Annotated in this window: 14 protein-coding genes and 1 pseudogene; 7 read left to right on the forward strand and 8 right to left on the reverse strand. The window is 44.1% G+C overall.

From position 1 onward, the window contains the following. Positions 1 to 12: 12 nt before the first annotated feature. On the reverse strand, positions 13 to 1,590 hold the full coding sequence (gene gshA / locus B9T38_RS09475; RefSeq protein ID WP_086196564.1) for a glutamate--cysteine ligase: 1,578 nt from the start codon (positions 1,588 to 1,590) through the stop codon (positions 13 to 15). Between the two features lie 226 nt (positions 1,591 to 1,816). Here gshA and B9T38_RS09480 point away from each other — a divergent pair, with 226 nt between their 5' ends. The 5 genes from B9T38_RS09480 to B9T38_RS09500 all read left to right on the forward strand — a co-directional run bounded on the left by B9T38_RS09480 (position 1,817) and on the right by B9T38_RS09500 (position 7,242). Further along, positions 1,817 to 2,356, forward strand: coding sequence for a DUF924 family protein (locus B9T38_RS09480; protein WP_086196565.1), 540 nt, complete (start codon positions 1,817 to 1,819; stop codon positions 2,354 to 2,356). 51 nt (positions 2,357 to 2,407) lie between these two features. After that, positions 2,408 to 2,959 carry a CC0125/CC1285 family lipoprotein gene (locus tag B9T38_RS09485; RefSeq protein WP_086196566.1) on the forward strand — a complete coding sequence of 184 codons (552 nt, stop codon included), beginning with the start codon at positions 2,408 to 2,410 and terminating at the stop codon, positions 2,957 to 2,959. A gap of 30 nt (positions 2,960 to 2,989) precedes the next feature. Beyond that, positions 2,990 to 4,297 carry a DUF445 domain-containing protein gene (locus tag B9T38_RS09490; RefSeq protein ID WP_086196567.1) on the forward strand — a complete coding sequence of 436 codons (1,308 nt, stop codon included), beginning with the start codon at positions 2,990 to 2,992 and terminating at the stop codon, positions 4,295 to 4,297. A gap of 317 nt (positions 4,298 to 4,614) precedes the next feature. Continuing rightward, positions 4,615 to 6,405, forward strand: coding sequence for an arginine--tRNA ligase (argS, locus tag B9T38_RS09495; protein ID WP_086196619.1), 1,791 nt, complete (start codon positions 4,615 to 4,617; stop codon positions 6,403 to 6,405). Positions 6,406 to 6,630: 225 nt separating this feature from the next. Further along, positions 6,631 to 7,242, forward strand: coding sequence for an SPOR domain-containing protein (locus B9T38_RS09500; protein ID WP_086196568.1), 612 nt, complete (start codon positions 6,631 to 6,633; stop codon positions 7,240 to 7,242). A gap of 140 nt (positions 7,243 to 7,382) precedes the next feature. Here the strand turns inward: B9T38_RS09500 and asd are convergent, their stop codons facing one another. The 3 genes from asd to pncB form a co-directional block, all read right to left on the reverse strand. Beyond that, positions 7,383 to 8,234 (reverse strand): archaetidylserine decarboxylase, encoded by an 852-nt coding sequence (gene asd / locus B9T38_RS09505; RefSeq protein ID WP_086196569.1) that lies wholly within the window; start codon positions 8,232 to 8,234, stop codon positions 7,383 to 7,385. Further along, entirely contained in the window at positions 8,231 to 9,079 is an 849-nt protein-coding gene (locus B9T38_RS09510; protein WP_086196570.1) for a sulfurtransferase, read from the reverse strand. The genes asd and B9T38_RS09510 overlap by 4 nt, the downstream gene beginning before the upstream one ends. Before the next feature lie 115 nt (positions 9,080 to 9,194). Then, complete coding sequence (gene pncB, locus B9T38_RS09515; protein WP_086196571.1) at positions 9,195 to 10,400, reverse strand: nicotinate phosphoribosyltransferase; 1,206 nt, start codon at positions 10,398 to 10,400, stop codon at positions 9,195 to 9,197. Positions 10,401 to 10,758: 358 nt separating this feature from the next. Between pncB and dtd the strand changes: the two genes are divergently transcribed. Next, a complete protein-coding gene (gene dtd / locus B9T38_RS09520; protein ID WP_086196572.1) occupies positions 10,759 to 11,199 on the forward strand; it encodes a D-aminoacyl-tRNA deacylase in 441 nt (146 codons plus the stop codon). Between the two features lie 70 nt (positions 11,200 to 11,269). Here dtd and B9T38_RS09525 read toward each other — a convergent pair whose 3' ends face one another. From B9T38_RS09525 to serB, 3 genes are all read right to left on the reverse strand, one after another. Next, entirely contained in the window at positions 11,270 to 11,749 is a 480-nt protein-coding gene (locus B9T38_RS09525; RefSeq protein ID WP_086196573.1) for an SCP2 sterol-binding domain-containing protein, read from the reverse strand. 148 nt (positions 11,750 to 11,897) lie between these two features. Next, the gene (gene aciT, locus B9T38_RS09530; RefSeq protein ID WP_086196574.1) at positions 11,898 to 12,233 is read right to left on the reverse strand and encodes an AciT family ciprofloxacin tolerance protein; all 336 of its coding nucleotides are present in this window, start codon (positions 12,231 to 12,233) and stop codon (positions 11,898 to 11,900) included. 423 nt (positions 12,234 to 12,656) lie between these two features. After that, complete coding sequence (gene serB / locus B9T38_RS09535; protein WP_086196575.1) at positions 12,657 to 13,877, reverse strand: phosphoserine phosphatase SerB; 1,221 nt, start codon at positions 13,875 to 13,877, stop codon at positions 12,657 to 12,659. A gap of 77 nt (positions 13,878 to 13,954) precedes the next feature. On the opposite strand from serB, the gene B9T38_RS09540 reads away from it, so the two are divergent. Continuing rightward, positions 13,955 to 15,208, forward strand: coding sequence for a hypothetical protein (locus B9T38_RS09540; protein ID WP_086196576.1), 1,254 nt, complete (start codon positions 13,955 to 13,957; stop codon positions 15,206 to 15,208). Between the two features lie 94 nt (positions 15,209 to 15,302). Here the strand turns inward: B9T38_RS09540 and B9T38_RS09545 are convergent. Beyond that, positions 15,303 to 16,251 (reverse strand): annotated as a pseudogene (locus B9T38_RS09545) (bile acid:sodium symporter family protein). Positions 16,252 to 16,346: the final 95 nt, after the last annotated feature.

Below are 16,346 nucleotides of genomic sequence, written 5' to 3' on the forward strand. Positions count from 1 at the left end.
TCCTCTTAATTTTTATCGATAATCGGCAAGATATTGCTCAAAACTGATGCTCGTATCTTGTTCCAGTTGTTGTTGCTGTTGCAATGACTGCTCCGCCAAACCATCAAAATAAGCCAGCGTATCCGGGCTTAAAGGGTGCTGTTCATAAGTTGCTGCATGTTGCAGCGCCATCATACTACCAAAACCCCATGTCCCACCATATTCCAAAGTATCGGCTATAACCTGGGCAGACAGGGTTTCATCTACTTCATCAATACGATTGAGCATGACCACCAGGGCTGCTGAATACATTTGGGTATCATAAGTCGCATCCAGTAAATCAGCCCAAGGCTGCATTTTAATGACCTGCGCACGTGCCCAATCCTCAATCGGATGTTTCCCAGCCGCATCCAGAATAGCGGCATTCGGTGCACGGCCACGATTGACCACTTCGGCCTGATTACGCTCAATCCGTTCCTGTTCCAGATCAAGTAAATCCGGGCTCTCTTGTAGCAAGCAGTGCAGTGCCAAGACTTCCAGAAATGCTGCCGTGTTTTCATCAATCCCGATCGGGCTATAGGGATTGACATCGACTGCACGAAGCTCAACATAACCGACCCCACGATTTTGCAGTGCCTGGGATGGTGTTTCTCCTGCTTGAGGCACCTGCTTCGGACGGATTAAGCTGTAGTATTCATTTTCAATTTGCAACACATGATCATTAATTTGAATCGGTTCACCGTATTCATCATTGAGCCCCAAACGGCTAAAAGGTGCATAAGGCGTTTTCACGGCTTTTTGCAAACCCTCCAGATAACCCGACAGGTTGTTGTAGTGAATACCCAATTGCTTCTGGGCAGAATTCTGATAGCCAAAATTGCCCATCCGCAGTGCTGTTGCATAAGGCAAGAACAGGGTACCTTTTAACAAAGGCAACAGATGATGGTCACGTCCGGTCATGAAGCACTGGCAGACCGAAGGGCTGGCCCCCAACAGGAACATCACCAAGGGCGTTAGACGGATGAAATTACGGATCAAGCCAAAGTAACGGTGACTGCGATAATCCTGCAGACTGAGGCTTTTTAGGGCTTCATCGCTTTCATGCTGTTGCAGTGTTTCAAACAATTGATCTGGAAAAGATAAATTATAATGCACCCCGGAAATGGTTTGCATACGACGACCATAACGTACGCCCAGACCACGACGATACAAAGTTTTGAAACGTCCAATATTGGAACTGCCATATTGGGCTAGACGAATGTTTTCTTCATTATCATCCAGCATGCAGGGCATCGACAAGGGCCAGAGTTTTTCCCCATTTTCCAAATGACGGTGCGTAACGGCATGAATATCAGCCAGATAATCGAGTGCTTTTTCAATACTGTCTTGTGGAGGGGTAATAAATTCCATCAAGGCTTCGGAATAGTCAGTGGTGATATGCGGATGTGTTAATGCAGAACCAAGTGCCTGAGGATGTGTTGCCTGGGATAAAAAGCCATTGCTTTGCATACGCAGGCTTTCACGTTCAATACCGCGCAACATGCCCTTAAACAGCGAAGAATCCACCCAAGTTGGTACCATAACTTGAGAGGTCGATTCGGGTTGACTCATTAACAATCTCGCTTATCGGAAGATAACTACTAAATAAAACTACTAAAATAAAATCATCAGTTTATATCAGTATAACGTGATTTTTGGCTGCTACATTACACCCTGTATAGTTTTCAAGCAAAACGTCAATTTTATTTCTGGCAAATTTTTATCACAAAGATACTGTATAAGACATCTGAATTTTGTGTTTGTATTGAATAATAAGTGCTAAGGATTTGTAAATATTATGAATTATCCAGATGTTTTGGACTTTTGGTTTAATCCGGAAACCCAGCCGCTGTGGTTTGCAAAAAGTGATGATTTTGATGCACTGATCAAGCAAAAATTTTATGACATTCACCAAAAAGCGGCACAGGCCGAACTGTGGTCATGGCGTAAAACAGCTGAAGGCCGCCTGGCAGAAATTATTGTTCTGGATCAATTCTCGCGTAACCTATTTCGGGATCAAGCTCAGGCCTTTGCCCAGGACCCCTTAGCATTAGCTCTGGCGCAAGAAGCCATTAGCCTGGATTTGGATAAACAATTAAGTCCAGAACAACGTACGTTTTTATATATGCCCTTTATGCACAGTGAATCGAAACTGATCCACGAATTCGCGTTAAAATTATTTCAACGCTTAAATAATCCACTGAATCTGGATTATGAAAAACAGCATAAAGCCATTATTGACCGTTTCGGGCGCTATCCGCACCGCAATGCCATCCTGGCACGTAGCTCAACTACGGAAGAGCTCGAATTTTTAACCCAACCGAATAGTCGTTTCTAAACATTTATTGTGTCTCCTCCCCGCGCACAGTAAATCGTATGGAGGTTTAACATGAAGAACAGCATTATAGGTTTAACTATGGTCATAGCCATAGCGCTGTCAGGCTGTGCAACCACACCTTCAAAACCGCTAACTTTTGAACAGCTGGGGCAATTCAGCAATACGCCCCTGAATGCACAAAGCTATCGCATCAGTTTTCAGGCCCGTCCTAACATGAGTTTTGGGACTGCCGAAGAAATTACTCTGGTGAAAGCCGCCCAGACCACGGTACAGAACGGCTTCCGCTATTTTAAAGTACTAGCTGATCCAAGTAACCGTAACCAGCCACCTCGTCAGGCTGTGGTCTATTCCAGCCCGATGTACTATCCCTATGGTTATTATCGCCGTTATCCCGGCTTCTGGCCTGACCCGTTTTATGACATGCCGCACGTGGTGACTATTGACCCGGTACAGGTTTCCTATAGCATTGAATGTTATAAAGATCAGAAAAAAGCACCGGATGATGCCTTTGATGCCTATTTGATTTTAAAATATTTAGGACAAAAGTATGGCTTGGGCCCTAACGGCCAAGTATTACCACCAGTACCAAAAACAGTAAAATAACAACAGTTTAGTAACCGACAGGAATCCTGCATGACCACAGCGGAAGCAATCACCACACCGAGTTTGCAACGCAGTAAACGCTTTGCCACCATTGCCCTCATCAGTGCCATTGTGACCTGGTTGGTGTTAATGGTAGTGGCCAAACTGATTCCTGAATATGCCTGGCTGGTTCATATTTTCATGCTTTCTGCCGAAGCGGGTGTGGTCGGCGGACTGGCCGACTGGTATGCCATTACCGTATTGTTCCGCAATCCTTTTGGGAAAATGCCAATTCCCAAGTTTCTGCTCGACCACACTGAAATCATTCCGCGCAATAAAGCCCGGATTGCCGAATCGATGGGACGTTTTGTACAGGAAAACTTTTTATCTCCACAAGTGGTGGAAAGAAGCCTGCAAAGTACCGATCTCAGCCTTGCGGTCGGACAATGGCTGGCAAAACCGGAAAATAATACTCAAGTCACTCAGGTCATTCAGCAAACCGTACCGAAGATTTTCGAATTTGTTGGTCAGGAACAGATTGGAAACTTTATTCAAAACAACAGTGTGCAATGGGTGCGTAACACCCAGGTTAACACCCTGGCCAGTGAAATGCTGCGCGCGGTACTAGAAAATGACTTCCATCAGGATGTATTGCAACGCGGACTCGATTTGGCACATGAATGGATGATTTCCCATCCAGAACAAACTAATGAGCTGACCCGCCGGCTGTTCAAAGAACTGGGCGTGTGGAAGCTGGCCAAAGGTGCCAGCTGGATTGGTATTGATGTACAGCAACGCACCATCGATTCACTGATTGAACGGGTGGAATCCATGCTGGCCGATCCGCAGCATCCTTGGCGGCAAAAAATTGAACAGATGGGCCAGCAGCTGATGTTGGAACTGGCAGATAGTGAAAGTGAGGCCAGTGAGCGGTTAAACCGCACCAAAGATGCCCTGTTGGATAGCCCTCAGGTACTGAATTTTATCAGTGGTGCCGTAGTGATCCTCTGTGATGCCATTAAAGCAGACTTGCTCAAACCCGATTCAGGCATTGCGCAAAACCTTCGTGTTGCGATTCAACAGGTCGGGGAAAATATCATTTCCAATCCGGCAGTACGTCAATTGCTGAATGAACGAATGAGTGGGCTTGCCGTCAATTTGAGTGATCAATACAGTGAAAAAGTGATCCGTTTTATCAGCGAACGCATTCATGAATGGGATTCACGCGAAATGATCGACAAAATTGAAAATGAAGTCGGTGGCGATTTGCACATGATTCGGGTCAATGGGGTTGTAGTCGGTGCATTTATCGGTTTGGTGCTGGGGATAATCCGTGCCTTGGTGGATCTATTGCTTTAAAGATCTGTTCAAAATCAATAAAGCCTATTCATCAAAGCAACTGGTCTGGACTAAGAACTGATTCACTTCGATGAATTGGGAGCAGAAAGATTAACCAGTTTGTCTGTTAATTTACGCACCAAAGGCAACAGGGTTAGCACAATGGGAAAAGCAAACACTCAGGAAATCCTGCTTTTTTGAATCTTTTTCAGAATTTTCCTGCTTCAATTCTGCGGTAGTTGTCGGACAAGATTCATTCAATACAAATGCATTCACCTAAAGACCACGAAATTTGCTATATTTGCTGTTTTTCTGCGACATTTATTTTTCGACTGATTATGAATACGGCAATCCAAGCAGCTCTCGATCATGCAGTGCAATCTCTTCAAGCTGAAGGTGTACTTCCATCCGACTGGAATAACAGCGGTCATTTAACGCGAACCAAAGACCGAAGCCACGGTGACTTCGCTTCGAATATTGCCATGATTGGTTCTAAAGCTGCGGGTATGAAGCCTCGTGATCTTGCAGAAAAAATTCTTGCTGCATTGCCTGAAGTAGCAGACATCAGCAAAGCAGAAATTGCGGGTCCCGGCTTTATTAACTTCTTTTTAAATGCCGACCAGCGCTTTGCTGTTTTAGACCAGATTCAAGCACAAAAAGATCAATTTGGTCGTACCCAAGCCAATGGTGAAAAACGCGTTCAAGTCGAATTTGTTTCAGCAAACCCGACTTCTAGCCTGCACGTTGGTCATGGTCGGGGTGCAGCCTATGGCATGACCGTTGCCAATCTGCTGGAAGCAACCGGTGCCAAAGTTGACCGTGAATATTATGTCAATGATGCTGGCCGTCAAATGGACATCCTGGCGACCTCTACATACCTTCGTTATTTAGAGCTTACGGGTCAAACCTTAGTCTTCCCTAAAAATGCTTACCAAGGCGACTACGTTAAAGAAATCGCGCAAAGCATTATCGACCAGGATGGTGAGGCTTATGTACGTCCAGTGGCTGATGTCTACAAAGATGTGCCTGAAGATGTTCAATATGCTGCCGAACTGGATGCAGATGGCAACAAGGTGGTGTTATCGGGCGATAAAGAAAAACACATCGATGGCTTGATTCACAATTCTCAAGCATTGATTGGTGAAGGCTACCGCGTCTTCCATCAAGCGGCGCTCAAAGCCATTCTGGATGACATTAAAGATGACTTGGGCGAATTTGGTGTAACCTTCAACCAATGGTTCAGCGAAGCATCTTTAACTGAAAAAATTGAAGAAGCACTACAAACACTGGATCAACGTGGCTATCTGTATGAACAAGATGGCAACATCTGGTTTAAATCGACCGAATTTGGCGATGAAAAAGACCGCGTAGTGAAACGCCGGAATGGTCAAACCACTTACTTTGCCTCTGACATTGCTTACCACCTGAACAAATTACAACGTGGCTATACCGATATCGTTGATATCTGGGGTTCAGATCACCACGGTTATATCGCCCGTGTTAAAGCAGCGATTGATGCCATGGGCTATGACTCGAAGAAATTAACCGTGCTTCTGGTTCAGTTCGTGAGCTTATGGCGTGGTGGCGAAATGGTGCAAATGTCATCCCGTTCAGGTCAGTTCGTGACTTTACGTGACCTGCGTAAAGAAGTCGGCAACGATGCAGCACGTTTCTACTACGTGATGCGCAAGTCTGAACAGCACATCGATTTCGACTTGGACCTTGCTGTTTCTCAAAGTAAAGACAATGCCGTGTATTACATTCAGTATGCACATGCCCGTATCTGCCGTATGCTAGAAAAAGCGGTTACAACAGGTGTGAACTTTGATGCTGCGAATGCACGTCAATTTGCGGCGAAACTTGCGCTGGATGCAGAAACAGAAATTCTGGCCAAACTTGCAGCCTACCCTGAGATCGTGATTCGCGCAGCCAACAGTTATGAGCCGCATCAAGTCGGTAACTATCTGAAAGAATTGGCAGCATTATTCCACGGTTGGTATAATGAGCATAAAGTACTTAATGATGATGCTGAACTTACACAAGCCCGTTTATTACTTTCAGTAAACGTACAACAGGTTTTACGTAATGGTTTAGAATTATTAGGTGTATCTGCTCCTGAGGCGATGTAAGCAAAACAAGGTTTTGCATCACCGCAAGACCGAAAGCTATGCTTGAAGTGGCGATGTAATAATTAATGCCTTTGTACAGCAATGTTACTCGCAGCAAAAGTCATGTTTGTGATCATCTAAACTTAGTTAATGATTTATAGACAATAGGGTAAACAAGGTGTTATCTAAAAATAACACCTTGTTTTAAATAAATTTAAATTAAAAATAATACACGAGGAATCCCACGTGTTTGGAAAAACGCAGCGCGGTGTCTCTGAGCGACCGAATAAGCCGAAAAAGCCATTGATTCCTGCATGGCTGGGAACGCTGGTGGTTATTTTAATTGTGTTGAGTTTTGCCGTAGCTTTGATGCTGTGGAAACCGTGGGCACCGGTTAAACCGAAAAATCAGATCAGTTCTGAACATTATCAGGAAGATACCAACAAGGACTATCGTTTCTACGATTTATTGCCACAACAGCAAGTGACACCCATTCCAGATCAGGCAGTTCCTGAAACTAAAAATTCAGAAACTGTAGTGATTGTTGAAGCTCCAGAAACAGAAACAGCTCCTCCGGCTGAAACAGCCGAGCCAGGTCTGGAAAGCACTGAAGCACCTGTTGCCCACCAGCCAAGTTATATTTTGCAGGTGCGTAGCTATCCCGATCCAGATAGTGCCGATGCACGCCGTGCCGAAATTATCCTGAATGGTCTGTCTGCAGATGTAGTAAAATCGGTTGAAGGCGGTCAAACTTGGTACCGGGTAATTTCTGGGCCTTATGATTCTCAGGAAGCTGCGATGATTGCACAGCAAACCTTGCAACGCAGTGGTATTGATTCGATTGTGGTGAAACGCTAATTTTTAGACATTAAAAAGCGCCTCAAATGAGGCGCTTTTTTTATCGCTTAAATTCCCTCTCCTGCCAGGAGAGGGCTAGGGAGAGGTCATACTTAAAGACCCCTCCACCTTACCTCCTCCCATAGGGAGGAGGAATATTATTAAACCGTATGCCCCAACGCTTCGCCCATCACTACAACAGAATTGGCTTTAAATGCAGCATCCCAAGCCATTTTATCTTTTTCAAATAGCACTACAGCAGTTGAACCCAAATAGAAACGGCCCAGCTCTGCCCCTTTTTCAAGGAACAGATTGTGCTGGTTAAGCTCCAAATGCCCCGTCGGTTTCACCTTACCCGTTGCCACAGTTTCAATACCTGCAACAATCATGGCACCAACCAAAACCACCGCCATACGCCCCAGCTCAGTATCAAACAGACACACCATCCGTTCATTACGTGCAAACAGCCCCGGAATATTTTCCGCAGTGGTTTGATTGACCGAGAACAATTCCCCTGGAACATACAAGGTTTCAGTCAAAGTCCCGGCAAAAGGCATATGCACACGGTGATAATCTTTAGGTGATAAATACACTGTAGCAAAATGACCATTTTTAAACGGTTCGGCCAATTGTGGATCGGCAATCAGTTTTTCCACCGAAAAGCTTTGCCCTTTGGCCTGAAAAATATCGCCTTCTTCAATTTTACCCAATTGTGAAATGGCACCGTCGGCAGGCGACACAATACTATGCGGATCGGTATCGATTTGACGTACACCCTCTTTTAAAGAGCGGGTAAAAAATTCGTTAAATGATTTAAATTTCAATGCATTGCTTTGTTCAGCAATCGACATATCAATTCCATACTGGGCTTTAAAAGCCTGAATCACGGTATTTTTGATAATCGGATGTTCACTGGCAGCCAGTTTACCCACGACACGTGATAATTGGTGTTGTGGCACAACACGTTGTGCTTGAATAAAAATTTGTTTTTTTAAACGTGATGCGAAGCTCAAGACGGTAACTCTCCGGTAATAATCGGACTGTCGAGGCGGTTGCCCCATTCACTCCACGCACCATCATAAGCCTGTATCTCCCAACCGAGCAATCGGCCCAGAATATAGGCCAAACCCGAACGGTGATGTGACTGACAATAGACCACTACAGGTTGTTTTAAATTGAAACCCAGTTGTTCCAAGCGCTGTTGAGTGCGTTGTAAAGGATGCAATTTTAAATGATTTTCACGATTTAGGGCAGTACTCCATTCAAAATGTCGGGCATTTGGAATGTGACCGCCGCGTCGTGCTGCCAGTCGAAGACCGGTATATTCATCTTCGGTGCGGCAATCCCACAATTGAATGCTGTTGTTTTGTACTTTTTCTAACAGCTCTGCATATTCAATACGGTACTTTTCAATATTGGTCTGGTTAATGTCCACCAGAGGCACTACGGGAACTAATTTTTCCACTTCTGAAGAAGTAGGCAAACCGGCTGCCAGCCAGGCATGAATGCCACCACTCAACAAGCTGGTATTTTCAAAACCCAGACAATGCAGGTTCCAGATCAGACGCCCTGCCCAAGCCCCACCTTCATCATCATAGGCCACCACATGATGTTCAGGAGAAATATTCAGATATTCAATCAGGGCTTTTAAGCCCTCTACATCAGGCAACAAACCTGAAGCCTGCTCTTCTTGGCGTACCAGCTGCTTCGGTTGCACATGAATGGCATGCGGAATATGCAATTGATCATAAACAGAACGACGGCTTAAATCGACAATGCGTAATTTTTCATTGCCTAAAAACGGAACCAGCTCTTCTGCTTCTATCAGCAGAGCAAAATTAAATGCAGATACAGTCATACTTTTTTCGTGTTTTATTTAGATCAATAGCAAGGATCTTAACATAAGTCATTTTCACTATTATGCTGATTTTTTTGCATTGGTTTAGCAAAAAAATCAGCTATAGCCATGATGATTATTCTGTTTCGCTGAGATTAAATACCTGACGTAAATAGGCCAGGAAGGTATCGTTATCGGTCATGGTTTTTCCTGGACTGTCGGAAATTTTTGCTACCGATTGACCATTGCATTCCACCAGTTTTAACACAATATTGAGTGGGGTTTGTCCCAAGTCATTGGTTAAATTGGTACCAATACCAAAGCTGACCTGAAAACGGTCTTTAAAGTATTGATGCAGGCTCCAGGCTTTTTCCAGATTCAGACCGTCACTAAAGGTCAACATCTTGGTTTTGCTGTCAATTTTTAATTTCTTATAGTGCGCATAGGCTTTATCACCCCATGCATAGGGATCGCCACTATCATGACGCAAACCGTCAAACAGTTTGGCAAAATACAAATCGAAATCACGCAGAAATGCATCCATCCCCACCACATCGGTCAGGGCAATCCCTAAATCACCACGATATTCCTGCACCCAGGTTTCCAGTGCCGCTTTCTGAAAATCGCGTAAACGCACATCCAGAGCCTGAAAGGCCTGTAAAAACTCATGTGCCATGGTTCCGATCGGAGTAATGCCTAATTCTTTCGCAATCAACACATTGCTGGTACCACGGAAAATATTCGGTGAGGCTTGGTTAAATACTTCAATCACATGCTTTTGCCATGCAAAGCTATAACGACGACGCGTACCAAAGTCAGACACCAGGAATGGTGGTTCATGAGGCTTCAGTTCTTTTTCATAATGCTTTAACAGTTCGACTTTGGCTTGCAAACGGCGTTCACCTTCTGCCAAAACTTCATCACTGCGAATACGCATGAAATACAGTTCATTGACAATCGCCAGAACAAAAATTTCAAACATCATGGCCTGAACCATCGGGCCTTCAATCCAGATGTCCAGACGACCTTGCTCATCAATGCTGGCTTTAATAAAACGACGTTTCAACTGGAACAGTTCCAGATAATCAACAAAGTCACTTTTGATAAAACGTAAACTGCGAAGATAGAGCAGCTCATCTTCTTTAAATTTAAGCTGGCATAAATAGTCGAGTTGCTGATTCAAATCGTCCAGAATATCCGTCAGCGGATAAACGGTATCCTCTAAATTACGGCAACGGAAATGATAAACACTGTGCGTTTGAGGAAATTTATGCAATACCACCTGTAACATGGTGAATTTGTACAAGTCGGTATCAAGCAAAGATTGAATGATTGGAGCCATATCTAATGAAATTTCGCTGTGCTGACTGCATTAAAACACACTTTTTATCTTGATATTGCTAGTTTTGCGTACAGCTGGAACCGTCAAGGCAATAGAGCCACGGGTAAACCTCACTGTTATTCCGTAATAGAGCTGTATTTTATTTCCTGTGAGCGGTCTTGAGTCACGACTCTCACATTTGCATCTTCATATCCAGTTTCATTAAAGTCTGCTTGGATTCATTCATGTCAAGATAGAGCAAAATATCTTTAACCAAACCTGATGATTCTGTTGAGATATTGTGTGTATTTTAAAGCTTAAATTTCTGCCTGTTTGCTACAATGCTGCGGATAAATTGAAGATTTAAATTGGTTAAGTTATGCGTGCATTATTGCAACGGGTTCTAGAAGCAAAGGTTGTGGTGGATGGTGAAACCACTGGGCAAATTGAAAAAGGCATTTTAGTTTTTCTGGGATTAGCGAAAGAAGACAATCTGGAAAAAGGCAAAAAGCTGATCGACAAGATATTGAAATACCGTTTTTTTGACGATGAACAGGGCAAAATGGGCTGGAATGTGGCTCAGGCCGGCGGTGGATTATTACTAGTGTCGCAATTTACCTTGATGGCACAAACGCAAAAAGGCTTGCGTCCGGACTTTGGTCCAGCCATGCCACCGGGTGAGGCAAAAGCTTTATATGAAGCCTTGGTCGACTATGCAAAATCTCAATTTGAAAATGTGCAAACAGGTATTTTTGCCGCCGACATGAAAGTGCATCTGGTCAATGATGGCCCGGTGACGTTTAATCTGGAAGTTGAATAGTGCGATAATATATCATGCATAAAAAAGCCCTCGATTGAGGGCTTTTCATTTTTAGCGTATTTTTTAAAAACTATTTTCCGGTTTTTTCACGGATAAATGCACGAACCAATTTCACTTTTTCTTGTACCGGTTTTGGTAATTTTGGCGGAATCAGTTTGGCAACTTTATTAAACCAGACCAAAAGGCCAAAATCGCCTTCCATTTTAATCGTGCCATTTTGCATGCCAGTCATGAAAGCGCTTGGATCACCTTTCATTAAGGTTTTTACGCCCTGTTCACTGTCTGCGAACTGCAAAATGAAGTCTGCTTTTTCTGCATCGCCTGCTACTGTGTCAATTTGCCCATTATTTACAATAATTTGACGTGCAAAGCCGAGATCAGTGCCAATTTGGATACGGAATTGACGTTCATGAACCAGTTCAATAAATTTTGGACTGGTACGCACCAACTGTTTCATACGCAAAGCTAAGCCCGCAACTAACAAATCAAGCGGATCCGTGCTTACATCGACCAGTGGTAATTTTACGACAGGAATCGAAGATAGTTTCATGACATTTAAGCCTATTGTAATTGTTGGAAAATTGACGACTTATCCTACCATAAGTTGGGTTTTTTGAAGTAAGGCTTTGTATAACAATAATCAATAAAAAAAGATGTGCCGCAGCACATCTTTTTCTTTGAATTATCAGTTTTTCAAATTAACGGCTTGAGTAGTGTTGCTGCTCGTCATCATAGACTGGTGTATGTTCAATATAGCGACGTTTGGCTAAAGCGCGTTCTGCACGACGATCTTCGCGGATTAACAGCAGGGTTAAAATCCCCATAACCGACATTAACGCTGTCAGGTAGCTGTATCCCATCGGTAAATCAAACGCCAGTTGAGTACTAAAGCGAATGGCTTCAATCAAGCCCCAAAACAGCATACCTGCAAACATAAAGCTTAACAAACGACGATAAGGCGAGAAGAAAACAGCTATCAAAGCAGCAGCAATCAAGCTTAAGCCTATGATGGTTGCTAAATTCGCTGTAACCATAAAAACCTCCGTCCTATAAAGGATGTTGACACTTTTATATGGGTCTAAATCAAATCCCCGATAGCGTGAATAAATGCTGAAATATATTTATATCAATTTCTATGCAAGCATTATGCGGAGTTTTTTGAAGAAAAAAAGTCTTGTATTTTCAGCAAGCGACATACCTTGTCGCAATATTATTTTGTCATTACATTTTTTTATTTTTAACTTTTTCTGGAAATAAGATGGGCTCGGACTTGCCGTGTCATTACAAAAAAATAATGCATTAAAAGCATTAAAAAAATATTTTTTACCAATGGATAGATTGGTGTTTTGATCGGCAATTTAAGCCAACCGTTCATCGTAATTTCACTATTTTGACCACAAAAAAACGCGACATCAATGTCGCGTTTTGTCAATAACATCCACCGTTAGACTGAACCATTAGGCACGGCTCAGGTCTTTATCATGTACCCCTAGAAGATATAACACCCCATCCAGACCCACACTTGAAATCGCCTGATTGGCATTCTGACGAACCAGAGGTTTGGCGCGGAAAGCCACCCCTAAACCGGCAATCGACAGCATTGGCAAGTCATTGGCACCATCACCCACGGCAATGGCCTGTTCCAGTGAAATATCCATTTTGTCTGCCAATTCACGTAGCAACAAGGCTTTGCGAGCGCCATCGACAATGTGACCCTTGACTTCACCTGTGACCACGCCATCTTCTACATCCAGAATATTGGCATGGACTTCATCAATCCCCAATTTTTCTTGCAGGTATTCGGCAAAATACTGGAAACCACCGGAAAGAATTGCCGTTCTATAGCCCAACGCTTTCAAGGTTGAAATCAGGCGCTCTGCCCCTTCAGTCACGGTCAGACGCTCGGCAATTTTAGGTAAAACAGAGGCATCCATACCTTTGAGCAAAGCGACACGGGCGCGGAAACTTTGCTGGAAGTCCAGTTCACCTTGCATGGCACGTTCAGTGATTTCAGCCACTTGCTCACCGACACCGGCTTCAATGGCCAACTCATCAATCACTTCCTGTTCAATCAGGGTCGAGTCCATATCGAAGCAGACCAGACGGCGATTACGACGGTAAGCATTATCTTCTTGAACCGCAACATCGACACTCAGTTCACTGGATAAACGCAAGCAGGCGGCGCGCATGGCAGTAGCATCGAGCATTTGTCCTTTGAGGCCAAATTGTACGCAAGAGCGTTTTGGTCCTTCAACTGTGCCGGTAAGTTCCGGGCGGCCCGATAAACGGGTCACGGTTTCAATATTAAAACCCTGGTTAGAGACGATCTGGGTCACGGCCTGCAAATGTGAGGCGGTCAATTCAGGTGCCAGTGCCGTCACGATATAACGGGTCTGCCCACCTTCACTCACCCATTGATCATATTCTGATGTAGAGATTGGTTTAAAGCGCACTGTTAAGCCAATATCATGTGCTAGAATCAGAATCTCCTTCATGGCTAATGCTGTAGCAGTTTGGTCATCTGACGAAACAACAATACCTAAAGTCAGTTGGTTGTGGATGACGGCTTGTCCAACGTCCAAAATTTGTAACGAATGTACGGACAATACCTGCATTAATCGTGTAAATTGATTAGGCTGGTCGGGTCCCAAAAATGATATAAGAATGATTTCTCGCATGAATTGACTCGGATCTGAGCTACAACTATTGCTAGAATCATAATCGAATTTGAACATAAATGCCTTGGAAGTTTACGTTGAATGCGCCTAGACAAGGGCTATTTGCTAGCCTACTGATTGTAAGTTTTGCTTTTCACACCTTTTTACTGGTACTTGCGACGACGCATCAGCTGAATGCTAACCGCGCCAGTCAGGGACAGCTGATGACCAGTCAACTGGTCACAGACAGCCTGTCCGAGCTGGAACCGGCCAATACGGTGTCATTGGCTTTACTGGCCGACCGTTATGCCACCAACCCGAGTGTGGCTTCTATCCGTATTTTGGATGCGAACAATCAGGTACTGGCAACAGGCGGTTTAACCAAAACACGCCAAGGCGAAGTGTTTGTTCGTGAAGCACTGCAAAATGAAAAGAAAGTGGGCAGTATTGAAATTACCCTCATTCAACCCAGTATTGGGGAAATTTTACGTACCCAATGGCTGGCGATTTTATTATCGCTGCTGATTCATGGCTTGTTATGGTTGGCTTACCGTGCCATTGCCCGTCCAAGCCGTACCGAATATCTGGCACGTATCAATAATGAATCACGCCTCAAACATGAAATTCAAACCCTGACTCAGGCTTTGGAACAAGAACAGCACAATGCCGCAGTCGCGATTGCCCAGGCACAGAACAATGCTCAGGCCAAAGCTAAAATCAAAGAATCGAAACCTGTGGTACTGGATGACAAGTGTATTGCCTTAAATATCCAGTTTTATGACCCTAAACAGCTGATGGATTCGGTCAATAAAACCGTTTCCATCCCCTATTTCAATCTATGCCAGATTTTCCTGAATAAAGCCACTGAACTCTGTGTACAACATTACAAGTTAAACAGTTCAGACATCACCACGGTGCATAAATTTGATGAACATGGCGCAACCATTAGCATGACGGTAGAAACACCAAATGCAGTACCTTGCCTGGTGATGATCAGTACCGTGTTCCAGCTCTTGTCCGATGTGCTGTACAAACGTTATCGTGAAGAAAAACGTTTTGTGTTGCAGACCCGCAGTGCCATTTCCAGCCACGTTGAGGCCATGCAGCTCAGCCCTGTCCAGGCAGCAGAACGTCTGGTACAACAATTGACTGCCAAGGAAAGTGCTATTCACTTACCGAATGAGTTGCTCAAGCAGATCTCGGATTGTTACCAACTGGTTAGCCTGCCGAATCCAACCAATGTACTGACCCGTCATGCCTTTATGATGAACGGGATGGACAGTGAAGTGGCGGAACTGGCACAAACCTTTAGAACCGAAATCTTAAAAGCCAAACAATCCAAGGCCTCTTAAACTTAAGGTATAAAAAACCGAGCTGAACTGCTCGGTTTTTTTATCTCTAGGATTCTGTGCTGAAGTACAACTGTGCTCAACAGAGAGTTCTTGATCATTCTTCTATTTTATCTGTCCTGCTTGCCCAATAACTCGCTAATGCAGGACCTGAAATATTATGCCATAAACTAAAAATGGCACTTGGCACCGCAGTTAGTGGTGAGGCAGCAAAATGCACTGCTGCTAAAGCCACGCCTAAACCCGAGTTTTGCATGCCGACTTCTACCGCAACGGCTTTACAGTCTGCATAAGGTAATTTAAACAAACGGCTTGCCCAGAAACCCAACAGATAGCCCAGACCATTGTGCAAAGCCACAACCCCTAGAATCAATAAACCAGATTGCAAAATTTGTGTCTTACTTCCTGCAATAATTGCCGCCACAATGGCCACAATCGCCAGCACTGAAATCAAGGGCATCACCTGAATATAAGAGTCCACTTTTGACTTCAGTACCGCCCGAATCGTTAAACCCAGAATAATCGGAAACAAGACCACCTGTAAAATTGAACCCAGCATCGACAGGGCATTAATTTCAATCCACTGGCTGGCCAGAAGATAAAAAATTGCCGGAGTTAATACAGGTGCTAAAAGAGTCGAAACCGAAGTACAGGCAACCGATAACGCGGTATTGCCTTTGGCCATACATATAGGTAATCACGTTGGATGCTGTGCCGCCCGGGCAGCAGCCGACCAGAATTACCCCGATGGCAATTTCAGGGGGCAGTTGAAACAGTTTGCACAACAGATAGGCCAGTCCCGGCATCAGCACAAATTGTGCGACCACACCAATCCCCACGGCTTTGGGACTTTGCACTACTCCTTTAAAATCATCCACGGTCATGGTCATGCCCATACCGAACATGATGATTCCCAGCATCCAGGTAATATAGGCTTTAAGCCAGACAAAGGCTTCCGGGAAAATTAAAGCAATAGCGGCAAATAGCACTACCCACAGGGCAAAGGTTTTCTGAATAAATTGGGTAAAGCGCAAAAAAGCAGACATACAATACATCCAATATTTATGCTGTTCTGATCTGGAGAGCTGGTTGTACCATATCTATTCAGCAAAACAGCAACTTTATTCAGCTTGATCCTGTT

It is taken from the genome of Acinetobacter sp. ANC 4218, from assembly GCF_002135245.1.
Taxonomy (GTDB): domain Bacteria; phylum Pseudomonadota; class Gammaproteobacteria; order Pseudomonadales; family Moraxellaceae; genus Acinetobacter.